This is a genomic window from Rhodococcus sp. RCBS9 (genome assembly GCF_029457415.1).
Lineage (GTDB): Bacteria > Actinomycetota > Actinomycetes > Mycobacteriales > Mycobacteriaceae > Rhodococcus_F > Rhodococcus_F qingshengii.
Genome location: NZ_CP120422.1, coordinates 3,821,612 through 3,843,640 on the forward strand (window position 1 = coordinate 3,821,612; position 22,029 = coordinate 3,843,640).

Consider the following 22,029-nt stretch of genomic DNA (forward strand, 5'->3'; position numbering starts at 1 on the left):
GTCGACTCCATGATGTGGCCCGGGTTGGGGATCATTCGAAACGAGAAGGATCTCCCGCGCCGACGCGCACGATTTCGGGAACACCGGACGAATAGTCGACGACTGTGGTGGGTTCGGTTCCGCAGTCACCCGAGTCGATGACGGCGTCGAGTTGGTGGTCGAGTTCTTCCTTGATCTGCCAGCCGTCCGTCATCGGTTCCTCGGCGCCGGGCAGGAGAAGGGTGCTGGAGAGGATGGGTTCACCCAACTCTTGCAAGAGTGCCCGCACTACCGGGTGGCTGGGGATACGCACTCCGACGGTCTTCTTCTTGGCGTGTGCCAGCCGACGCGGAACTTCCTTCGTGGCGGGAAGGATGAACGTGTACTGCCCAGGCGTAGCCGCTTTCACCGCGCGGAACGCCGAGTTGGTGACGTGGACGAAGTGCCCGAGCTGCGCGAAATCGGCACAGACCAGCGTGAAGTGATGGTCCGAACGCAGATGACGGATCTCGCGGATCCGATCGGTGCCCGAGTGATTGTCCATTCGGGCGCCCAGGGCGTAGCAGGAGTCGGTGGGGTAGGCGATGACCGCGTCGTTGCGCAGCATTTCGACGATCTGGCTGATCGCGCGCGGCTGCGGGTTTTCCGGGTGAACGTCGAAGTATCGGGCCATCAACTCAGCTTAGTTCAGCTTGCAGATCACGAATGCCGTTCACCGTTGAGACTGTGGTCGGCGAGCAAACCCGTCAGCTCTTCGGCGTAGGCGAGTTGCTTACGTAAGTGTGTGCAGCTTTCTTCCGCCCGGGTGTGGCAGTCGGTGACGAATTCGGTTGCAGCGGTACGCGTTGACGCGTCCGAAGCTTCGTCGCCGAGCACTGCCAGAGAATCGAGAAGTTGTTTCATTTCTTCGAGACTGAATCCGAGCGGCTTCATTCGTCGGATTACCAGTAGCCGTTGGACATCGGCCTCGGTATAGAGGCGGAATCCTCCGGCGCTCCGCTCGGACGGAGTAACCAGACCGACCTCGTCGTAATGACGAATCGTCTTGATCGACAGTTCGGTGCGTTCGGCAACCTGTCCGATCTGCATGTTCGGCCCTTGGCCCGCATGTTCCGGCTCAGACATCACTCCCACTTTCCTCGCGCTGGGCTTCCATACTCTCAGTGACCGTCACCCAGGCGACCGGACAGGCGCAGGTGGCGCTCGGCCGATGCGTCGTCGAGCCCCACGATCTCGACATTCTTGCCTCTGGCCGCGTACTTGGTGGTGATGGCGTCCAGTGTCGCGACGGTCGACGCGTCCCAGACATGAGACTCGGACAGATCGATGACAATGTTCTTCGGGTCGCCGGCGTAGTCGAATTGGTAGATCAGATCGTTGCTGGATGCGAAGAACAGTTCGCCTCGAACCGCATAGACACGGGTGTCCTCGTCCGGATGCGCGACGTCGATCACTTCGGTGAGATGCGCGACGCGGCGAGCGAAGATGACCATCGCGGTGATCACTCCGACGATCACGCCGTAGGCAAGATTGTGGGTCGCGACGGTGACTACCACGGTGACCAACATGACCACTGTCTCGCCGATCGGCATGCGGCGCAGGGTCTTCGGATTGATGCTGTGCCAATCGAAAGTGCCGACCGAGACCATGATCATGACGGCCACCAATGCGGCCATGGGAATCAACGCCACCACATCGCCGAGGCCGACGACGAGTATCAGCAAGAACACGCCCGCCAGGAAAGTCGAGATTCGAGTGCGAGCGCCGGAGACCTTGACGTTGATCATGGTCTGGCCGATCATCGCGCACCCTCCCATGCCCCCGAAGAAGCCGGTGACGATGTTCGCGACGCCTTGGCCCCACCCTTCTCGGGTCTTGTTCGAGTGAGTATCCGTGACGTCGTCGACGAGCTTGGCCGTCATCAACGATTCGAGGAGTCCGACGAGCGCCATGGCCAATGCGTACGGCGCAATGATCGACAGTGTGTGCATGTCCAGGGGGACATCGGGGAACAGTAGCGTCGGTAGGCTCGACGGAAGCTCGCCCTCGTCGCCGACGTTGGGGACATCGAACGCGAAAACGACTGTGGCGGTTGTCAGTAGCACGATTGCCACCAGTGGAGCCGGGACGGCGTTCGTCAGTTTCGGCAGGAATACGAGTAGCAGAAGTGCGACTGCAAGGAGTGGGTAGACGAGCCACGGAACATCGATCAGGTGGGGGAGTTGGGCGATGAAGATCAAGATGGCGAGTGCGTTGACGAATCCCACCATGACGCTGCGCGGAATGAAGCGCATCAACTTTGCGACGCCCAGGAGGCTCAGCACGATCTGGAGAAGGCCGGCCAGAAGGACTGTCGCAATCAGGTAGTCGATTCCGTACTCGCGCGTCAGTGGAGCGACGACCAGTGCGACGGCGCCGGTCGCTGCGGAGATCATTGCGGGTCGTCCGCCGACGACGGCGATGGTCACTGCCATCGTGAACGACGCGAACAGTCCTACCCGCGGATCGACGCCGGCGATGATCGAGAACGAGATCGCCTCGGGAATCAGTGCCAACGCCACGACCAGTCCGGCCAAAACCTCCGTTTTGAGACGGTGAGGTGACCGGAGCGCGGCCCGAACCGAATTGTCGTTGGTGGATGAAGCGATGGTTACTGCCATGAGATTCCGTCCTGACGAGGTTCTCATACTCTACCCTCCTGTAAGGGTAGAGTATGACCGGAGATCTCGCTACGGTGCGAACTTCTGTCGAATTGTGTTTCCCCGCAGTGAATCTCGAATCGCGAGATTGATCGAGAGGGGAAAGGCCTGCGGCGGCGGTCAGATGTGACGACCAGTAACCCTTACCAAGTATTTACCTACTGTGTGGTTTTTGTTTATTGAAAAAGGGTCAACTCGGGCGCTGGCTCCGTTACAGTTCGGCGGCAAACGTCAATCAGGTTGTTCCGAGAGGACATCATGTCAAAACGCCTACTGAATGCTGCGCTCCTTACCGGCCTCCTTGCCGGTGGAACCGCTGTGGCCGTGATTCCGGCAACCGCGGCGCCCGTTGCAGAAACCACGTCGACAACGTTCCAGGTCACGTGCCGCGCAGTTCCGAGTGCGTTCTCCGGTCCTTCGTCAGACGGAAAGCCTGCTACGGTGCGGGTTTCGGCTCCGACGGTAGTCGCGCCAGGTCAGGTCTTCGACATCGACGTGGATCCGGGTAGCGTCCAGATCCCGAACGATGTGAGCGGCGCAAGCGTCAAGAAGATCTCGCGTCTGAAGATTGATCTGCCGATTCCGACCAACGCGGAGTTCGTTTCGGCGACGGTCACCGATCCGGGCAATGTTATTGCCGGGAAACCTGCTTCGGTGATTCGTGTCAACGAAGACGGCACTCCCGCAGCGGACGGTCCGATACTCCGGTTGTCCGGCGCAAACGAAGCGATCGGCAACAGTCCGTCATCGTCGTCGGGTGCGCACGGCGGGCTTGCGATCAATGCTCAGTCCGGAGCCGAGACCAACATCGTCTTTCCGAAGATCAGAATCACCGTAAAGGCCGGGCCGTCCGGCGCAGTCGAAACCAATGTGCGGACTTCGGGTGCTGCAGGTACTTTCGGTGGGCCCGAGTCATTTTTGACCTTCCTCCCTCAGGTCAGTCACTGGCTCGCGGGAACCATCTGGGCGCCCACATCCTGCTCGCCGCGCGACGCTGAGACCGGCCCCCTCAATGCCGGTGCCGGCGCCCTGGCATCCACGAAGATCGACGGGGACCTGGGGCCCGTTGATCCTGAGCCAGGCGCGGACATCGTGACTAAGCTCGAAGGACCGGCTACCGCCGCGACCGGTACCAAGGTGTCTTTTGCTTCTCACGTCGATCCGGAAAACACAACGGGAACAGTACAGTTCATGGTCGACGGCAAACCCGTCGGTGACCCGCGGCCGGTGGTTCGCGGTATTGCGCGCCTGGATCTCACCTTCGGTAAGGCGGGTACCAAGTCCGTGACTGCAGTATTCACCGCTACCGGAGACGAGGCGAAGTACACGTCGGCGGCACACGTACTCACGGTGACCGGTGACACCACAGGTCCGGTCGATCCCGACCCGACCGATCCGGGCACTCCGGGCGGTCTCGGCAGCCTCGAGTCCGTTCTGCCGCAGCTGCCGACGGGTTCGCTCGGTGGCAAGTGATCACGGTCCTACCTCACTGAACTTTCAATGGCCGAGTTCTTCTGAAAGGCAACACATGAACCCCCGCACTCTGGCAGTTTGCGCTGTCGTACCAGCACTCGCGGCCGGACTCCTCGCTGTGTTCGCGCCGGTGGCAGCGGCTTCCGATACCGTGACGCGGACAGTTTCATTCGAACACAAGTGCCGGGTCGACGGCGCCACCGATTGGGATTCGTCGTTCTCCGACAACATGGAGGTAACCGCGCCCACGTCCGTGCGTCCCGGCGAACAGTTCACAGTGAAATTGCATCCAGGCACCATGCGTAGTTCGGATTCGGACACCGGTCGTATCAAGTACGACATCGCACTACCGCAAGGGGCAACCCTGGTTTCGTACTCCCTCGTCGGTGATTCGTCGTCCAACTTGACCGGCGAGACTGCGGTGCTGCTCCGGGTGGGCGCAGACGGAAACGCGAACCCGGCGGGTGAGTACCTGCGAATTACCGGTACCGGCAACAAGACAGTCAACGACGGTCCGAGCGCCAGCGACAACAACCCCAAGGAAGGGCTGCAAGTCAAGGCCAACACGGACTTTCGTTTGCCGGCAGTCGAATTGAAACTTGAAGCTCGGTCCGACGAGGGAAACGCGACGACGCACCTGCGCGCCGGGGCGACGAGCCCGAGTATCAAGATCAAAGAAACGAGCATGAGTTTCGGTGAGTCCCGGTGGGTCAATGCCGCTGGGTATTGTGTTGCTTCGGGCGAGGGACGCAGCGCCCTCTCGACTACCGAGGTATTCACGACCAACCAGACCGAGACGACGGTCGCTGTCGCGCTGGAGGCACTGACGGGCGAAGACGTCAAGATTGCGGCGAGTATCGACCCGAACCCGGGTGAGGGAACGGTCGAGTTCTTCGACGGCGATACGAAGATCGGCAGCGCCACAGTCGATTCCAATGGCCATGCAGAACTGGTCTGGCCGTTCCGCGACCAGGGCGAGCATCGCATCACCGCAAAGTTCTTGGGTACCAAGAAGTTCAGTTCTTCGGAATCTGCGGACAAGACCGTGACCGTCACCGTGCCTGGTGTCATCGTCGTCGAGCCGGTGGATCCGACGGAACCGGAAACTCCTGGTGGAACCGGAAGCCTCGGGGACATCTTCTCGAAGCTGCCGACGGGCTCACTCGGAGGCTGAGTCACCCAAACGGCAGGGGAGCGTCGACGTTTCGGCTCGAATGCGGGTGTGTGATCGAATACTGGAATGACAGGTTCGAATCATGCCGAGAGCCGCAACGCCGGCGTTCTCTGATCTTCTCAATGGGAGTCTCCGTCACGGAAATCGGGCCAGAACCACAAAAAGGTAGCTCACCAAAACTCGTGCCCTTTTACTACCGTTAGTTGAAGAACTGCGCGAACCGCGGGTTCTTACATCAACAAGCCTTCGAACTCGCCGCTGCGGTTCAGGTATGAACAAGGTAGGGAAAATGCGCAAGGTTAGTTTGCTCGCGTCCGCTGCAGCAGTAGCTGTCGGTGTGGCAATGATCGGGACGTCTGCGGCCTCAGCAGCGCCGGGAACGATTCCCGGTCACGGGCTGTTCGACGTGCCGTGGGAGGTGTTGCCGGGAACCTACACGACGTCTGGGCCCGTATCAGCTGACATGCCGTGCATATACGGCCGAGCAAAAGTCGACGGCGATGGTGAATTGAATGTACTCGAGTTCGAAAGCACCCTCGAACCGGCGACAGTCACGATTCTCTTGACGGATTCTCGCTTCACCACCGCATATTGCTCTGATTGGAAGCGAGTGTCGTCAGTCGGATCGTTGGATCTCGGATCACTTTTCGGGTCATAGACGTCGCCGCTCTGATTCCAGATGGGCCTCTGGCCCTGGCCACGGACCTCTGCTATCTCGGCTAACGCTCGCCTCGCGGATGTGCTCGTTCGTCTCGAGTTTCCGACCACTCGTCGCATGAGTCCATGACCAGGGACTTTAGCCCTCGGTAATTACCTACCAATCGGTATATTCTGCGAAGGTACGGACTTCGTGAACCGATGTGAGTTGGCTCCGGGGGACGTGCCGGCCTCGCAGGACCGCCCGCAAAGTCAGCCCGATGAGGCCACCGGAGTTCGCGCATTTCGACAGATTGCCGCTGGGTCCGTCCGCTACGAGGGGAGCGGACGGACCTGACAGCACGAGAGAGTGCCATGCCTGAACGTGGTCAAAGCAGAGTGGACGCGGGGATCATTGCCGTCGTCGCAGTCATCACCGGTGTGTTCGTCGCACTGACCGGTCACGGTCTGGTTGCAGCGCTCGCCACCGTAGTGGGCCTCGCGCTCGGAATGGCGATTGTGCGGTATCTGATCAAGGGCCGCTGATCACCGCAAGAGTTCAGCAGGTCGCGAGAATGTCTGCGATGGTGTCGTGTTCGGCTTGGGTGACCCACAAACCGTATGCCGCTTTGACTTCCACTTGAGCAGTCACGTACTGGCAGCGGTAGGCCTTGTTGGGTGGCAGCCAGGTCGCCGCGTCGGAATCCGACTTCTTCTGGTTCGTGGGGCCGTCGACAGCGCGCAGGTTTCGAGGGTCGTTGGCCAGATTGGTTCGCGTCTGTGTATCGAGCTGTTGTGCGCCCTTCTGCCAGGCGTCCGAGAGTGCGACTACATGATCGATCTGGACTGCAGAAGACGTGTCCTGGCCGCGGGTGAACGCGATGGTCTTGTTCGTGTACGGGTCACGGAGCGTACCGGTTTGGACCGAGCAGCTTTTGGAGCCGTCCTTGAATGTCAGGTCGGTGAGGTCACGCCGCAGGATGTCGTTGCGAGTATCGCAGCCGTTGTGGCCGAATTCGACGGTGACGTCGTCGGTCCAGGCGGTACCGAACAGCGCGCGGTCGTATCCGGTCTTGGGTGCGCGTCCCTTGACGGGGATCTGTGCCAGCAGTTCAATTGCGGCGGACGAAGGAGCCGAGGCTTCGGTCACGACCGTCGTGGTGACACCGGATCCGATTCCCGAACCGAGAGAAGATGTTTCGGGCGCGTCGGCGTTGGAATTGGCGCAACCTCCCAGCACGATCACGGCAGCAATGCCGATGGTGACGCCGGTGATGCCGCGCCTGTGATGTGCCGTGCGTGCCATGTGTGAGAGTCCATTTCTGCGAGAGATGAACTACAAGTATGTCATTCACGACAATTCGGGCCTAACCGGCACTGTCTGTCAGTCCGGTCGAAGGAACCATCGAGTCACCGGGACCGAGACGAGGACCCGCGGACCTTCACGAGTTTCGTCTGCGGCATCCCAGCCGTCGTACTTCTCGCCGAAAAGTCTCAGGAGGTCGACGAATTCGCCGACATCGTGATGAATTGTCGCGAGGCCCTGTGCGACCCACGGGTCGCCAGCGGATCCGTCGACTGCCAACGAGACCCGAGGATCGTCCAGCAGGTTCCGAACCTTACGATTCTGCTCAGCGCTCGGTATCCAGAATGTGTTCTGATGCAGTAAGAACCAGACCGGAGTCGTGTGCGGCGAGCCGTCGCTTCGGAGGGTGGTCAACCACACGCAAGGAGCATCCGCGATAGTCACGGTCCCAGTATCGGCGCCGGCGCGAGGTTCACCAATCGAGTGTTCGGAACGAACAATGCCCGGCCCTCGCCGTTGGCGAGGACCGGGCATTGTCGGGAAGGGAGTGGAAGCGTCAGATCTCGATCTTGGGGGTCTGTTCGCCCAGCTTGTGGCGGGCCAGCGCCAGGTTCGCACGCGCACGGTCCAAAACGAGGTACACGAACAGCGTCGACAGTCCGGGCGTCTCGAGGACGCGAATGAGGTGGTACTGGTTGCTCAGGGTGATCAGGATGTCTTCCAGGGTGTCGGTAATCCCCAAGTTACTCATCGTGCGGAGCTTTGCTCGCACAACCTCGGAGTTGCCGGCGCCGGCGTACTCGAGGCTGAATGACGGGTTGCCGCTCATGCCGAGAACCATTCCGCTGTCGGCGTCGACGACGGCTGCACCGCTGGCACCGTCGATGCGCATCAATTCGCCGAGGATCTTGTCGATGTTGCTCATTGCTTCTCCTTGGTAGGGCCGAGTCGCGCGGGGCGACTCCAGGTGATGCTTCGGTGGTGAAGTCATCGGTACATTTCGAGGTGGAATCGTTGGTTGCGGCGTCGGGAGTGGGTCGGGCGGCAACTTTTCAGTTTGTGAGATTTGTGGGCTCGTTCCGTTCGGTGCAGATGGGCGGCCATTCGACGACTCGAATTCGTCGATGCGGTCTGCGGGTAGCCAGCCGTCTCCGGCGGGTGCGTTGAGTGGCCGTCTCGTATCCGTCTCGTAGTCCGGGGCCGGCGGCTGGAGTTGCGGATACACCGGTGCGGTCAGCGGTCGCTTGTACGGAATCGGCTGACCACCCGCGTCGGCGACGTTCGCGAACCAGGCGGCGTACCCGGGGTCGCTGCGATCGAGGTTTTGCCCGCGATCGTCGTCTTCCTCGCGGGAACCTCGTCGACGAAAAAGTCCCACTCGTTCCAGCCCCTTATAGACGAACTATTTCCGATCGGAGCGTTCCGGATGAACGCGGCAGACCGGACAATCCCACCCGTAGTTATTTTGCAGTTAAGTCACCGTAGCATGGGTTCGCGAACGGGGCATACAGTCCAATCCCGCAGTCGGGAGGGCGAGGCGCTCGGATTCGGCAGGATGCTCGGGCAATTGGCGCTGACGGGCGACGCCGGTCCGTTCGAGCGCCAGTGGCCCTCTGGCATCCTTGAGGGATGAAGAAAACGATCACCGGGTTCATCGGTGCCTGCTCGCTGGTGGCGCTGGTTGCCTGCGGTTCTGACGGAGACAAGCCGACCGAGGTCGGAACACTCACTACCTCTGCTTCGGCGACCACCACGGCGACGTCGACGACGTCATCCGAGGCTCCGGCGACGTCGTCGGAAATACCTACCGAGACCCCTTCGGTCGACTCGAGTGCTCCGGCTGAGGTCCCGTCCGACCCGAATGTGAGTTCGGCGCTGCCACGGACCTACGCGCAGGCGTGCTCCGACGTTCTCCGGTACCTCGACGCATACCAGCCGGCCATCGACGAGTCCGGAGAGGAAATGGGCATGACGCGTGAATCATTGGCAAACGACATGCTGACCTCCATCCAGGCTTATCCCGAATGGTCGAGCCTGTCTGCCGACGAGCAGGCCGAGGTCACTCGCGGATTCGCCGCAGCGACCGCGGGAAGTTGCTGACCTACTTTCAGAACAACGATTCCTGAATCGCCACGCCAGGGGACTCGAACTCGCCGACGGTGATGGTTCGACCGACCAGTCCGGACACATCCGCGACGAAGCGTGGCGATTCAGGATCGGGGTCGATCCGCAGCGAGGCGATCGAACCGGCAAGGCCCTCCAGATACAAGGAATGTTCCCCGGACTCGAAAGTGTGCGGATACGCGATCAACGGTGCCGCATCGAAGACCGCGTCAGCGCACGCCGGCGCCGTCCATTCTTCGGGAGCCTCCAGGATCTCGATTCCGTCGATGTCCGATCCGATGTCATTCAGCTCGTCTTTGATCGACGATACGAAGTGGTGCAACGACTTTCGTAGTTTCTCTCGATCCAAGGGCCCTGTCAACGCTTCGATCTTCCGAGACGTACGTATTGCCTGGCTCAAGTGGAAGTGCTCCGAAACTCGGGCTTCGAGGGCGCGAATGCTGTAACCGTCCGTCGACCGCGCTACGAACAATGCGCAGACTGCCCCTTGTTCGGCGACTCGCGGATGCTTGCGGAACTCGGACGCCGTCCCCACCTTCATCTGGCCGCCGGCGAATACGTCGACGTAGAGCCATTGTGGTTGTGCGAGGTAGGTACGCACATTCGGATGAATGTGCGCGCCGCTGACGTGTGCCTGATGAACCGTGGTGAACCCCTCACGATTTCGGCATCGGTCGCACTGGCGTCCTGCGGTGACCGTCGCCCCGCGGTCGCACGGCGAGTGTCCTGGACCTTCGGCGGTGAGATCTCGCCAGCCGAGGCAGCGGCGGCCCTTCGTCTCGTCGACGGAGAATCGCAGCACCGAGTCGTGAGTGAAGAAGGTCGTAGCGGAAGTGGTGTCGTCGACGCATCGGATCCGCGGTGCTGTCGGGTTCGACCAATCGATTCCGCGAACAAGCAGGGTCATGATGAAGTGTCGATTCCTTCTGTAGTTCGCAGGTCGACACCTATGGTAGTCACTGCACATGCGGGTCAGTGCAGTGGTTGTGCCCCACGTTGTTCGAGCATCAGCGTCATCAGCCCGGATTCCTGACTCTGGGTGTTGATCATGTCGCGGGCGGACTGTTTCACCGGCCCGCTCTCGAGTAGGGCGTCGGCGGCCTGCGCCATGGCGATCCCGCCACGGTGGTGGCGTTCCATCAGTTGAAGGAAAAGGACCTCGGCGTCGAGCCCGCGAGCGCTGCTCAGTTTCTCGAGTTCTTCGGTCGTAGCCATACCAGGCATGGAGTCGGTCTCGGTGTCCAGCGTTGCCGGGTGATGACGAGAGTCACCCGCGCCGCTCGGCGACGCCTCCATCCACGCCATCGGCGTTCTACTGTTCGGCGGGACACCGGCCAACCTCAGCCAACCGAGCATGACACCGATTTCCGTTCGTTGAACATCGTCGATCTGCTGGGCCAGTCTCGTCACCGCCGGGTCCACATCGGGACTCAGACGCGCGAGAATGAAGAGGGCCTGTTGATGGTGGGCCGCCATGTCGTGCACGAATCCGATTTCGGTTTCGCTCAGAACAGCTCTCTGCGTGTGGTTCTCGGGTGCGAACAGCGGACGTAGTGCTGCGCCGAGTACGAGCAGCATCAGTGCTGCAGCCACGAGTGCGACGGCTTTGACCGCTCGCGGTGCCGTCATGATCCCACGGTCGTCTTCTGGTCAGCCGGTGGTGTGTAGACACCGTTTTCGAGTTGCATGGCAACAAAGCCGTTGTCGGCGCACGTCGCCCACAACGTGGTCCCGCGCCATTCGGGCGGGGAGAAGCACCAATCGGTCGAGATGTCGCCGAGAGCGACCATGCCCGACCGCGAACTCAGTGCTTGGCCGGGGTCGAACTGGCCCTGCGCGATCGACTGCGCGATTGCCGGGGTGCTGAGAACGGGTACCCCGATGAGCGACGCGAGAGCGTGTGGCGAGTTGGCGAGTTCGAGATTGCCGCCGGTCCGAGCAGGTGGGTTGAAGTACGCAATTTCGTGGACGTCGAAGGGATCTCGAACATCGAAGACCCGAATCCCGCTCGAGATCCATCCACATGCCAGCGCCGTCGGGTCGACCGGGCGATCTGCCGAACAGTAGTGAGATTCGTACGCGAACAGCGATCCGCCGGCAGCAGACGCCAGCGCAGCGTCTTGATTCTCCGGCAGATTGATTTCGAGCTTCACCGAATTGACGACCGACGGTTCGTCGTCATCGGAGACGTCGATCAATTTGACTCCGCCGGAACCACCTTCGTCGACGGTGAACAGGTACGGCGAACCGTCGTAGGTGACCGGAATGCTGTGTTGGGTGGCCCACCCGTCGGTCCACGAGAGCTGGGACAGTTGGCGCACCCGAGGATTCGGGACGCGGCGCTGAACCTCACTGATGTCGAGGACATGTATTCCGCCGAGATTGTTCGACAAGTACATGCGATTTCCGTCGGGACTGATTCCGAAGCCGTGCGTCGACAACCCGATGAGGTCCTGCCAGACGACGCGTGGGTTGGCGGGATCGGTGAGATCGACGGCGCTCACCACGCCGGGAGCGGTGCCGGAAGACCAGTAGGTGTTCCCGTCCGGTGAAAATCCTCCCTCGTGATTGGTGATGGGCAGCAGCATCCCCAGATCGGTTCCTGGTCCGGGGTTGAGTAGTTTCGGGTGCGCGCAATCGGAGATGTCGTAGACCGACATCAGGCCGACGCCGGTCAAGAGCGGAACGCCCGTGCCCACCAGCAGCTTTCGCACGGTGTTGACCTTGAGGCTCTCCCACGTTCCGGCCAGCATCGCGGGTTCGGTCAGCGTGGCGGTGAGAGCGGGATTGGCAGGATCCGATACGTCGAGAACTTGGACGCCCTGGGCGGGGCCCAGGAGGTTCCCGGGGAAGAAACTGCCGACGTACGAGCAGTGTTCGAAGTTGGTGGACGTGATCCCGCCGCCGCGACCCGAGTAGCCGCCGATCTGAGACATGTTGCAGCTGTAGCCGTCTCGGCTGCGTCCGCTGTTTCGGTCCTCGGCCGGAACATCACCCTGCAACCCGGTCTCGGGCATCGATCCCGGGCCGCATTCGGCGCGGCTTGCGGCGGTGGAAGCGACACCCGGGTTCTCGTGGATCGAGCCCGGGGCAGTGGCGGGCTCAGCCGACGCGACGCACACGGGAAGGACGGTGATCAAGGCGACGAGTGCGATGGCAGATCTGGTTCTGATGGTCGTGAACGATTTCATCGAGTCCAACTCCCGGTGCGGGATTGCCTTTCGTATCTCACGGGCAGACGTATCTCACGGACAGGCAGCACGGAGGGCAGGCGCGTGTTCGAGCGCTCACGACGATCGGGTCGGGGTGTGAACCGGTGTCGGGCCGCAACCAACCGGACAATGCTGTCCGGTTGGTATCGTAGTGTGCGTGACATCGTCTGGCCGCGTCAATAGCGGATCTCTCAACAGAGGGCCGAGAGATGCGGCGCGCAATCGTGCGGCACTCGTCTCAGCAGCTCGTGAGGTGTTCGCCACTCAGGGTTTTGCTGCTCCGCTCAGCCTGATCGCCCGCACGGCCGGCGTCGGTCAGGGCAGCCTCTACCGGCACTTTCCCACTCGCGAAAGCCTCGCACTCGCGGTGTTCGACGAGAACATCGTCGAGCTGCAAGATATGGCTGCCGATCCGGATTCGACTCTCGACGATCTTTTTCGATTGTTGGTAGACCAGATCACCACCTCCATCGTGTTCGTGGAGGTCATCAAGCCCGTCTCCTTCGGCGACTCACGACTGAATTCGGCAGGCACCCGCCTGACCGATCTCCTCGAAGGACGCCTCGAGGAGGCGCGTCGAGCTGGGAAGATACGCGAGTCCGTGACTGCTGAGGACGTGATTCTGGCGATCGCGATGTTCGCCGCGATCATGGAACGGACTGCCGAGAGCTCGCGAAAAGAAGTCGCGCACTCGGCCTGGAACCTACTTGTGCAGGGACTGGCCGGGCCGGCAGCGGCGGGCTGAGTCGCGTTCGCCTCGCGCCTCGAGGTGATCGCCTAGGCTCGTGGCATGGCTATTGTCTGGACAGTTCCTCGCGCTATCGGCTCCACCTTGCTCGTTGCTCCGTTGATCAAGGAGTTCCTTGTCGAGGGTGACGGCACCCTCGATGCAAAACTGACTGCGGTCGGTACGGTCTCTGCCTCTCTCGAGAAGCAAGTCGGCCGCACGTTCACCTCGATCAGCGCTGCTTCGGCGGCAATCTTTTCCGGTGCTGCCGGTTCCACCAGCGTGCCAGACGCACTACGTCTGGCCGTGATGCGCACTCTGTCCACCGAGGTCGTCGTCAGGAAGCCCGCTCCGCAGCCGTTCTCCGAGAAGGTCGGGAAGAGGCTGGGGCAGTATGTCTTTGCTTTGCGTGACCCGCGTAACGACCAGGTGTTCCATGTCGGGCACGGCACGGGAAATCAAGTATTCGCGCCGGTGTTCGAAGCGCTCGGTGAACTCGCGAACCTCGAAGGAGCGGACGCTCCGGCCGAGTCGAATGGTGCTGTGACGGCAGCCAAGATCGCTCGGATCCGCGAGATCTACGACGCAGGTTCGGCGGTGGAGCACTTCGTACTCCTCCGCTCGGTCTCTGCCGCCACGGATTCGGCCGCCACTACCGACGAGGTCGTCCGCGGCATCGTGGAAGCCTTGCGGATCACCGACGCGGGAGAGGGTCTGACCAATCTCGCAGGCGATACCTCGGACAAGGACGCCCGAGCGACCCGCGTCGAGGAACTCGCATTGCGCTACTCGGCTGATCCCGCGCCGGAACTCCCGACGCCGAGCATCGTCCTCCACGTACCGGCCTCCGCCCGTCCGGGAGCAACGCCGGAAGAGATCTACGAACTCGCGCGCGCCGAGTGGTCTGCCGGTGCGGCTGTTCGTGCCGAGATCGGAATTCCCGTTCTGGTGTTTGCCGACAGCATCATTCGTGGTGCCTTCCGTGCTCAGTCATGGGAGGTGTCCACCCGCAATGCCGACGGAAGCCAACTGTGGCGGTTCAACGGAACCGTCGACGACGAGCTTGCTGCCAAGTACGTCGGAACCGAGGTCACCCCACACAACGTCGGACTGAAGAAGTGGCCCGTCAGTGGTTGGGTCACGAGGTTGACTACCGCCCGTCCAGGTGCGGTCATGCCGGGACCTCGTAAGTCCAAGTAACGCAACAACTTCAGGTAGAAGGAATTGTGGGGGCTGGATCCGTTCGGATCCAGCCCCCACAATATCGTTGCCCGGGGGTTGTCAGCCGAGCAATCCGCTTCCCAGATAGTCGTTCTCGGTGCATCCCGGCGGAATGAGATACACCGCAGAACCGATCGGCGTCGTCCACTCGTTGAGTGCGTCGAAGTCACTCAATCGCTGTTGGACCGGTAGATATTGCTCGGCGATGTCCCGTTGGAATGCTGCGAAGATCAATCCCGAATTCGAGGTCTGCCCGCTCTCGGGTGCGTCGTCGTAGTTGTATGCCCGACGGAAGAACTGCTCCTTCTCATGCGTCTGGTGGGCTCGCGCGATGTGTGATCCTGGCGGGATCACCGGAATCCCGAACTTGTCCGTGAGTGTGAAATCCGCTTCGTCGAATTCGTTGGTTCCGTTGAGCGGAGCGCCATTGGACAACGTGCGCCCCATCGTGAGTTCGCGCCCCGAACGGTCGAGTTCGTCCCAGGTATCCATTTCCATGCGAATGCGTCGCAGTACCAACGAGGTTCCGCCCGCCAGCCACGACTGACCCGCGCCGTCGTGCCAGATCAGTGAATCGAAATCCACTGTTCCCGGAGCAGGATTGACGGTCCCGTCCACTTGGCCCATGAGATTGCGCATCGTGGTTCCCTCAGGCGTGGTGCCGCGAGCGTTGCGGAATCCCTTTTGCGTCCACCGGATGGTTGTCAGTGATCGGACGTTCTTGGTCAGAACTCGCACAGCATGAGCAATGGTCACCGGATCGTCGCCACAAATCTGCAGCAACAGGTCCGATCCGCCCCATCGATCGTCAAGTCGGTCGATCGCGTAGCTCGGCAACGGCTCGAACCAGTCCGGTTGACGTGCTTGCAATCCCAGCTTGGTGAACAGGCCAGGGCCGTAGCCGACGGTCACTGTCAAGCGTGCCGGATCCACAGCCAGTTCCCGTTCGGTGTCCGCCAACGCCGGGTTGCCCGCGGTGAGCCGTGACGCATCCTCGGACCACATCTTCATGATTCCGACGACGACTGCTCGATCGGTTCCAGGCAAGAGGTCGAACCCGATGAAGGTTCCGTGCGCTTGCGGCGTGGTGTCGATGCCGGCTTGGTGGACTCCGTAGAACGGTTCCACCAGCTTGCCTGCTTGCTGCTCCTGTTCGCTGCGCTCGACCACTGTGGTTGCGCCCCAAGTTATTCCCGCGACGCCGAGCGCGGCGGCGCCTCCTCCGAGAAGGCGCCGCCGACTGACTGCTCGGCTGGGCGGGTTCGTGTTCTCAGCCACCGTGATTCGGGTCGTAGTTCTCCTGATTACCGGAGAAGTCGCGAATCTGGGCTGTGAACGTGGTGCTGGAACCGTCGTCGTAGATCAAGGTGAGGTCGGTTTCTGCGCCTGGGAGCAGCGGCGCGGACAGGTCCATGAACATGAGGTGGTCACCGCCCGGGGTGAGGGAGGCGGACCCGTTGGCAGGGACCAGGAAACCGCCGTCCTTGGGACGCATCGTCATCGTTCCGCCGTCGCCGGTCACGACTTCGTGCAGTTCGAGTCGAGACGACGCGGGGCTGGTGGCCGAGACCACGCGTACGTCCTTGTCACTGGAGTTGACGAGTTCGGCGAACGCCGCGCTCATTCCTTCCGGCGCGGCCTTGACCCATTGATCCTGAACTGTGATGGATTGTGCAGCTTCGGTTTCCTTGTCGGAGTTGGAAGAACAGCCGGTCAGGGCGAGAGCTGCGGACAGTGCAACAGCCGCGAATATCTTTGTGCGAACAGTCATGTGTGTCTCCGTAATTCGTGAAGTGTCAGGTGGTGGCACGGCGTTTGAACGCCGCAATGCACAGGTCGATCAGCAGGAATGCGAGAAGGCTGATGCCGAGTAGCGGAACGAACCAGCCGACCAACGCCGTGATCGCGACGAGAGCAACGAGGCCGACCGGGGAGAGGTTGCGGATTCCGCCGCGGGCAGGAACCCGGCCGACTGCCCAGTCGGAGCCACGAGTGGGGCGTCGGCGCCACCACATGATGTAGCCCCGAATGACCACGCTGACCAGTGCGAGTGCCAGTGCGGCGAGTGCGATCTGGTTGGCAAGACCGAACAGCAGGCCCATGTGGAGTTGGATTCCCCAGGCCGAAAGTTTGGCTGCGAGTGGCCAATCCGAGAACCACAACTCGTCGGTGACCTTTTGCGTCGCTCCGTCGATTGCGATGGTGTTGTTGCTGTACACCCAGGGCTGACGTGTCTGGGCGACGGTGAACGCCGTCTCGGCGTTCGCGGGTATCGATACTTCGACGGGACCGGTGATCCCGTTGTACCTGGCGATACCGAGGACGGTGTCGACGCGTCCGACGTTGGTGTCCGTCAGCGTGCCGGTGGCGGCGGGGGCCATGTCGTGACCCTCGTGCCCGCCTGTCGCCGGAGGGGGAGCGTCGCCGAGAGTTTTCACAACTGAGGGCGTCGTCCAACTCAACGCGGTTCTCAGATTGCTGACGTTCTCTCCGGCGTAGGTCGACCACGTGAGGCCGGTCGCCGAGAGGAAGACCAATGCAACTGCTATCCAGATGCCGACGACACCGTGCCAGTTCAGGGTCCGGCTTCGTCCGGTGGATGCTCGGTCGATCGTGAGCAGTCGAGCGTTCCGGGCGGTGCGGTAACGACGGAACCAGAGGTAGACACCGCCGAGTGCGACCACCCACATCCACGACGCGGCCAATTCGCTGTAGAGGCGGCCGGGTTCGCCCAGATGAAGGTGGCGATGCAGTTGGGAGATCCAGGTTCGCAGTGGCAGCGAACCACTGCTTCCGTAGACCGCCAACTCGCCGACCGGCTGTGCGAGCACCGGATCGACGAAGACGGCGAGCCTCTCCGATTCGCCCAGTGACGGATCGGTGAACAGGACTCGGGTGGTTTCGCCGGCAGCAGGGGACGGACGTACTGCCGAGACGGTCAAGTCGGGGCGGTACTGCTGAGCGGAACGGATCTGATCGTTCAGTGACGCGATCTGTCCGGTGGTGTCGGTCTGGAGGTAGTCGCTGTAAGCGAACTTCTCGATGGTGGGTGCCATCGCGTAGAGACCACCGCTCAAAGCGGCGATGAGGATGAACGGTCCGATCAGGACGCCGGCGTAGAAGTGCAGACGCAGGATCAGTGGTCTGGCGCCGCCAACCTGCTTCTTCGGGGGAGAACTGTCGTTGGACGCGCGCGTCTGTGCGCGCTCCAATTCGGGTGCGGACATGCGTGTACTCGATCCCGCTGTGCGCCTTTATTAACCGCGGGCGGTTAATAAAGGCGCACAGCAAAGTGGCGCACGTAATCACGTGCGTGAAAGGAAAGGGGAGGTGAGTTACACGAATGCCGGTGGGCCGCGAGTGCCCAGGCCAGAGGTGAGAAGTTGACGCAGAACAACTTTGGCGCGGTATCGAGTACGTGCAGCGAACGGTGACGGTTCAGCTGCCCACGGGCGCAATAGAACGGCGACGATTGCCGCTACCGTCGATGCGGCCACGACGTATCCGCGTTCTGCGCCGCGGATCAGCACTGCGCACACTCCGACGGCAGCGATGTGTGCTGCGAGCATCGGAAGGGACAGGAGCAGGCCGTGTTGATGATCCGAAGCGATGGTCAACGTCGCGTGACCGATGGCCTGACCCGCAACGAGCATGAGGGCGAGCAAGAGCGCGGGGGAGCGACGGGTGTCGATGGACGTGACCACCGCGCCGACGCTCGCGCAGGCGAGGATCAGCAACACGACAGCGCTTTCGGACGGGGCCATGCCGCCACCACCGAGCGCGTGGGCTGCGACGGAAACCGCGCCGGAGGTGCCGCCCACGAAAGCACCGCGCAGCTGCGCGACATCTTTCGGACCCGGCGTCATACGCGAAAGGATACAGGCGCCTACTACCGGGCTTAGTAGGTGATCGGTCGGGATCGTTTCGGTGGCCGACCGACGAACGCGTTAGGTGGGGGATTTGTCCGATTCGCCAAACTTTGCCGAGGACCGGGTGAAACAAACGTGACGGTCATTTTCCGGTGCCAGACTTGGCTCTGGTCGCCGGCAACGGGTCGACGGCAGGGCAAACACATAGGAGAGTTTCATGAGGCGTCGATTCTTTGCGATATTCGCCCTGATGGGTGCGTTCGGTCTCTTCCTGTCTTCGGTGGCCTCGGCGGACCCGGTCACACGCTCCGTGTCGGGCACCCTTGTCAACTCGTGTAGCGATACTGGCGATCCGGTCGGGATATGGATGGTCGTATGGGATGGCTCGACGCAGATATCCTCGGCCACTGTCGGGGTGGGTGGCGCATACACGATCACGAACGTTCCTCCGGGCAATTACACGGTCAGTCCATACTCGCCGGCTGGATGCGGATTCGTACCCGACAGGACGGCGGTAGATCTGACGACGTCCGACGCGACCGGGATCGACTTCGAGTTGGTGAAGGTGTTCAGCATCGTCGGAACTGTCACTGGGTGTCCGGGTGCCGACGGGGTCGGGGCGTCTGACGTGACGTTGAATCTCCTCGATGCCGGCACGCAAATCGCGACGACAACGACGGATGATTCCGGTGACTACTTCTTTCAGTACAAGCCGGCCAAGGACGGCTATTCCGTAGAAGTGGTTCCCGGCAGCGGATGCGGTGCCGATCCAGCAGTAATTCCGGTGAATCTGAGCACGAATGACGTCACCGGTGTCGACTTCGCGCTCACTGCCGACGGCTGCGATACGGGCAGTTCGTTCGGAAGTGTGGATCTGTCGACGATTTTCGGAAGTCTCGGTAGTTCGGAATTCTGCAGCAGCTGAACACTTGTCCATGAAGGGAGGGCGATCGCCGAGGCGATCGCCCTCCCTTTTCTCGTTTGTTACCAAGGGATTTGCCCTGACATTGCGGAAGGCTGTTTCTAGCGGCAGATGAAGATATCTGTGCCGCATATCGTTACGACGTTCGTATTTGCTGAGATCGGCACAAGCTTGGGGACCAAAGTCATCGAAGTGCGGGTGTAACGGTCTGTTGTGCCACGACGGTATTGAGCAGAGAACGGCAAGCCCGCCAGAGTGATAGCGTCCGAGAGGCTATGTCCGAAATGATTCCGAACTCGACCTAGGAAAACGGTGCGCAGCGATAACAACGGTTCGAATAACGGAGTCCTGGGGAACAACTCCGGAACGACTCAGGGCGACGGCCATTTCGACGCGTCCGACGACGGCTATGCAACGTCGATTCGAACCGTCACCTTCACACCACAATTCGACGAGCCTGCAGCAAAACCGTTGCCCAGTCAGCGGATGCGCCAGCAACGTCGTGAAGAGCCGACCGATTTCCGGACCTCGACGCCCAGGCCTATGACCTCCGTCGACGACCTGGACATCATCAAGCGGGCGAAGCGTCCACCCGAACGCGGTTTGGGCAGTGTGTTGTTCAAACTCACCGGGGGCCGGATCAACACTGGGCAGTCGGCTGCCGAACTCGAACACCAGGCTCTCGTGCGCCGTGCCAACCGAACGGTGCGCGGCGTGTACAAGATTGCTTTCATCTCACTCAAGGGTGGAGTGGGGAAAACCACGGCGGCCAAAACTGTCGGTTCGACGTTCGCATCGATCCGTGGGGATCGAATCGTAGCCATCGACGCCAATCCCGACCTGGGGACTCTGGCTGATCGCGAACGACGTGAACATCACCTGACCGTTCGTGATCTGTTGGCCGACGGTGACATTCGTACGTACAGCGATGTTCGCTACTACACCTCGCAAGGCGACAGCCGACTCGAAATCCTTGCGAGTGAGGCAGATCCGGAAACTTCGGAGTCGTTCAACGAGCAGGACTACCTCGATACTCTCCGAATTCTCGAGGTGCACTACAACATCGTCATCACCGACTGTGGCACCGGAATCATGCACTCGGCCATGTACGGAATTCTCGACGAAGCAGATGCTTTGGTTGTCGTCAGCCCGACAGCTCAGGATGGTGCCCGTAGTGCTGCAGCAACGCTCAGTTGGCTGACCAAGCACGGATACGCAGATCTGGTGAGCAGGTCGGTCGTGGCGATCAATTCGACGCGGCCGGGTTCGTCTTCGCTCGACCTCGATCAACTCGAGGACGTTTTCGCTCAGCGTGGAGTGCGAGCGGTCAAGACGTTGCCCTACGACGATCACCTGGGCGAAGGCGGTCCGATCGACTTGAAGTTGTTGAACAAGCGCACGGCACGGGCATATCTGGAACTCGTCGCAGCAATTGCCGATGGGTTCCCGGACTCGGTGGGCAAGCACGCTTCTCGATAGAACGTGCTCGCCACCGAATCTGATCAGCAGGCTCCGGCGTTCAAGGGTGCCGAAGTATCGCGCCGTACCCGTCGGCGAGAACGAGGCGTTCGTCGATCTGTACCAACTCGGTGCCGGTCCCGATTGCGATGTAGGGGAGTACGCGATCGGCGGGCCCGATCAACTCTCCACTGGTGACTTCCTTGTCGTCAGGATCGGTGAGCAGCAGCGTCTCGACCTTGCCCTGTTCGAGGGCGTCGAGGACGCGTGCGGTCCCGTCGATGGAGAGGCCGGAGTCCCGGCCCTGCTCTGCGACGTAGCGTTCGGTTTCCACATCCATTCTGCGCAGTCGCTGCGTGTCGATCAGTTCACGAATCGACTTGGACACCTCGGCGGGTGTCGAACCGACTGAACGCGAACCCTTTTCGACGTCCACCACCCGTAGCGTCGACGGCAAAAGCTGTGCAAAAGCTTTGCGGGATTGTACTTCTCCGATGACAACCACCAGCGCGACCTTGTGTTCACGGGCGAGCGCCGCCGCGCGCTCCACAGCCTGAGTCAGGTTCTTCCGGATATTCTCCTCCACGAGGCTTTGGCTGTCGGTGTATCGCTCCTGACCGCCCACGTGTGCCTTGTGGACCGGGAAGCCGTCTCCGTCTACCGTTTCGCCGTACACGTCACGCCCGCGAGCATCGCGCACGCACAGGTCCGCGCCAGTGTGGTCGACCTTGGCGATGAGGAACGGTTCGGTGTCGTATCCGTGTGCGATCAGTGGAATCAGGTAGGGCAGTTCGCCCAAGGTCGCGATAGTGGAGCCGGCAGGTTCGAGCAGAATATCGTCGATCAGCACTGCCTCGGAAGTGGCGACGATCGCGCGCCCGGCGCGACCTGAGATGCCGTGATGGTTGTCCTTCACCTCGTCCAGTCGTGCGATCAGCGATTCCGATGCTCCCTGTTTCGTGAGTTGATTGCGCATCGAGCGCCATTCGAGTTCGAAGCGCTCGCGCGCATCTTCCCGGTTACGGACGTCTTCGAAGTACACGGAGGCAAACGGGCCGTCACTCGAACCGACCTTCTTCAGTCGCCCAGCATGCATGTCGGCTCCCTTCTGTAGTGGTCCTATGCCGCGTACCCGACAACCGGTGATTCGACACGACCGCTTTCAGTTCGCACGTTTGTTCGACTGCTGGTACTGTCTGTGAACGTGAGGGTGGTGCAGAGGGAAGCCT

At 61.3% G+C, this 22,029-nt stretch carries 22 protein-coding genes and 1 pseudogene; 9 read left to right on the top strand and 14 right to left on the bottom strand.

What is annotated here, in order from left to right:
- Positions 1-31 precede the first annotated feature (31 nt).
- Genes P0M12_RS17900 through P0M12_RS17910 form a run of 3 tightly spaced genes read right to left on the bottom strand, consistent with a single transcriptional unit; the run spans position 32 to position 2,639 of the window.
- Complete coding sequence (locus tag P0M12_RS17900) at positions 32-652, bottom strand: L-threonylcarbamoyladenylate synthase (RefSeq protein ID WP_003945756.1); 621 nt, start codon at positions 650-652, stop codon at positions 32-34.
- Between the two features lie 26 nt (positions 653-678).
- Positions 679-1,104, bottom strand: coding sequence for a MerR family transcriptional regulator (locus P0M12_RS17905; protein WP_007734605.1), 426 nt, complete (start codon positions 1,102-1,104; stop codon positions 679-681).
- Between the two features lie 35 nt (positions 1,105-1,139).
- Complete coding sequence (locus P0M12_RS17910; RefSeq protein WP_233405659.1) at positions 1,140-2,639, bottom strand: SulP family inorganic anion transporter; 1,500 nt, start codon at positions 2,637-2,639, stop codon at positions 1,140-1,142.
- Positions 2,640-2,936: 297 nt separating this feature from the next.
- Here P0M12_RS17910 and P0M12_RS17915 point away from each other — a divergent pair, with 297 nt between their 5' ends.
- The 4 genes from P0M12_RS17915 (at position 2,937) to P0M12_RS17930 (ending at position 6,507) form a co-directional block, all read left to right on the top strand.
- Positions 2,937-4,151, top strand: a complete 1,215-nt coding sequence (locus tag P0M12_RS17915) for an Ig-like domain-containing protein (RefSeq protein ID WP_064074104.1) — start codon at positions 2,937-2,939, stop codon at positions 4,149-4,151.
- Between the two features lie 55 nt (positions 4,152-4,206).
- Positions 4,207-5,325, top strand: a complete 1,119-nt coding sequence (locus P0M12_RS17920) for an Ig-like domain-containing protein (RefSeq protein ID WP_277376662.1) — start codon at positions 4,207-4,209, stop codon at positions 5,323-5,325.
- Between the two features lie 289 nt (positions 5,326-5,614).
- Positions 5,615-5,983: a hypothetical protein gene (locus P0M12_RS17925; RefSeq protein WP_003945774.1), complete on the top strand. Its 369-nt coding sequence runs from the start codon at positions 5,615-5,617 to the stop codon at positions 5,981-5,983.
- Positions 5,984-6,336: 353 nt separating this feature from the next.
- Positions 6,337-6,507, top strand: a complete 171-nt coding sequence (locus P0M12_RS17930) for a hypothetical protein (RefSeq protein ID WP_007734610.1) — start codon at positions 6,337-6,339, stop codon at positions 6,505-6,507.
- A 25-nt stretch (positions 6,508-6,532) separates the two neighbouring features.
- Here the strand turns inward: P0M12_RS17930 and P0M12_RS17935 are convergent.
- From P0M12_RS17935 to P0M12_RS17945, 3 genes and pseudogenes are all read right to left on the bottom strand, one after another.
- Positions 6,533-7,267: pseudogene (locus P0M12_RS17935) on the bottom strand (HNH endonuclease family protein); the annotation flags it as partial.
- Between the two features lie 78 nt (positions 7,268-7,345).
- Entirely contained in the window at positions 7,346-7,711 is a 366-nt protein-coding gene (locus P0M12_RS17940; protein ID WP_232319051.1) for a pyridoxamine 5'-phosphate oxidase family protein, read from the bottom strand.
- 112 nt (positions 7,712-7,823) lie between these two features.
- The gene (locus tag P0M12_RS17945) at positions 7,824-8,192 is read right to left on the bottom strand and encodes a hypothetical protein (protein ID WP_020906454.1); all 369 of its coding nucleotides are present in this window, start codon (positions 8,190-8,192) and stop codon (positions 7,824-7,826) included.
- Positions 8,193-8,896: 704 nt separating this feature from the next.
- Between P0M12_RS17945 and P0M12_RS17950 the strand changes: the two genes are divergently transcribed.
- On the top strand, positions 8,897-9,367 hold the full coding sequence (locus P0M12_RS17950; protein WP_277376663.1) for a hypothetical protein: 471 nt from the start codon (positions 8,897-8,899) through the stop codon (positions 9,365-9,367).
- A 7-nt stretch (positions 9,368-9,374) separates the two neighbouring features.
- On the opposite strand, the gene P0M12_RS17955 is transcribed toward P0M12_RS17950, so the two are convergent.
- The 3 genes from P0M12_RS17955 to P0M12_RS17965 form a co-directional block, all read right to left on the bottom strand.
- Positions 9,375-10,298, bottom strand: coding sequence for a DUF2797 domain-containing protein (locus P0M12_RS17955; protein WP_042452517.1), 924 nt, complete (start codon positions 10,296-10,298; stop codon positions 9,375-9,377).
- 65 nt (positions 10,299-10,363) lie between these two features.
- A complete protein-coding gene (locus P0M12_RS17960; protein ID WP_007734614.1) occupies positions 10,364-11,020 on the bottom strand; it encodes a DUF305 domain-containing protein in 657 nt (218 codons plus the stop codon).
- Positions 11,017-12,582, bottom strand: a complete 1,566-nt coding sequence (locus P0M12_RS17965; protein WP_277376665.1) for a hypothetical protein — start codon at positions 12,580-12,582, stop codon at positions 11,017-11,019. The genes P0M12_RS17960 and P0M12_RS17965 overlap by 4 nt, the downstream gene beginning before the upstream one ends.
- 178 nt (positions 12,583-12,760) lie before the next feature.
- Between P0M12_RS17965 and P0M12_RS17970 the strand changes: the two genes are divergently transcribed.
- Together P0M12_RS17970 and P0M12_RS17975 are read left to right on the top strand one after the other, a co-directional pair.
- A complete protein-coding gene (locus tag P0M12_RS17970; RefSeq protein ID WP_223304676.1) occupies positions 12,761-13,348 on the top strand; it encodes a TetR/AcrR family transcriptional regulator in 588 nt (195 codons plus the stop codon).
- A gap of 45 nt (positions 13,349-13,393) precedes the next feature.
- Entirely contained in the window at positions 13,394-14,530 is a 1,137-nt protein-coding gene (locus P0M12_RS17975; RefSeq protein ID WP_054800699.1) for a GIY-YIG nuclease family protein, read from the top strand.
- Positions 14,531-14,611: 81 nt separating this feature from the next.
- On the opposite strand, the gene P0M12_RS17980 is transcribed toward P0M12_RS17975, so the two are convergent.
- From P0M12_RS17980 to P0M12_RS17995, 4 genes are all read right to left on the bottom strand, one after another.
- Entirely contained in the window at positions 14,612-15,829 is a 1,218-nt protein-coding gene (locus tag P0M12_RS17980; RefSeq protein WP_007734620.1) for a Dyp-type peroxidase, read from the bottom strand.
- The gene (locus tag P0M12_RS17985) at positions 15,822-16,322 is read right to left on the bottom strand and encodes a copper chaperone PCu(A)C (protein WP_003945769.1); all 501 of its coding nucleotides are present in this window, start codon (positions 16,320-16,322) and stop codon (positions 15,822-15,824) included. The genes P0M12_RS17980 and P0M12_RS17985 overlap by 8 nt, the downstream gene beginning before the upstream one ends.
- Positions 16,323-16,347: 25 nt before the next feature.
- Entirely contained in the window at positions 16,348-17,778 is a 1,431-nt protein-coding gene (locus tag P0M12_RS17990) for a PepSY domain-containing protein (RefSeq protein ID WP_054781348.1), read from the bottom strand.
- 108 nt (positions 17,779-17,886) lie between these two features.
- Positions 17,887-18,417: a hypothetical protein gene (locus P0M12_RS17995; protein ID WP_037132363.1), complete on the bottom strand. Its 531-nt coding sequence runs from the start codon at positions 18,415-18,417 to the stop codon at positions 17,887-17,889.
- A 220-nt stretch (positions 18,418-18,637) separates the two neighbouring features.
- On the opposite strand from P0M12_RS17995, the gene P0M12_RS18000 reads away from it, so the two are divergent.
- Both P0M12_RS18000 and P0M12_RS18005 read left to right on the top strand, forming a co-directional pair.
- Positions 18,638-19,345, top strand: a complete 708-nt coding sequence (locus P0M12_RS18000; RefSeq protein ID WP_277376666.1) for a hypothetical protein — start codon at positions 18,638-18,640, stop codon at positions 19,343-19,345.
- Positions 19,346-19,654: 309 nt separating this feature from the next.
- Positions 19,655-20,821, top strand: coding sequence for a MinD/ParA family protein (locus tag P0M12_RS18005; protein WP_003945525.1), 1,167 nt, complete (start codon positions 19,655-19,657; stop codon positions 20,819-20,821).
- Between the two features lie 40 nt (positions 20,822-20,861).
- Here the strand turns inward: P0M12_RS18005 and P0M12_RS18010 are convergent, their stop codons facing one another.
- Positions 20,862-21,896: a hypothetical protein gene (locus tag P0M12_RS18010; protein ID WP_007734628.1), complete on the bottom strand. Its 1,035-nt coding sequence runs from the start codon at positions 21,894-21,896 to the stop codon at positions 20,862-20,864.
- Between the last annotated feature and the right edge of the window lie 133 nt (positions 21,897-22,029).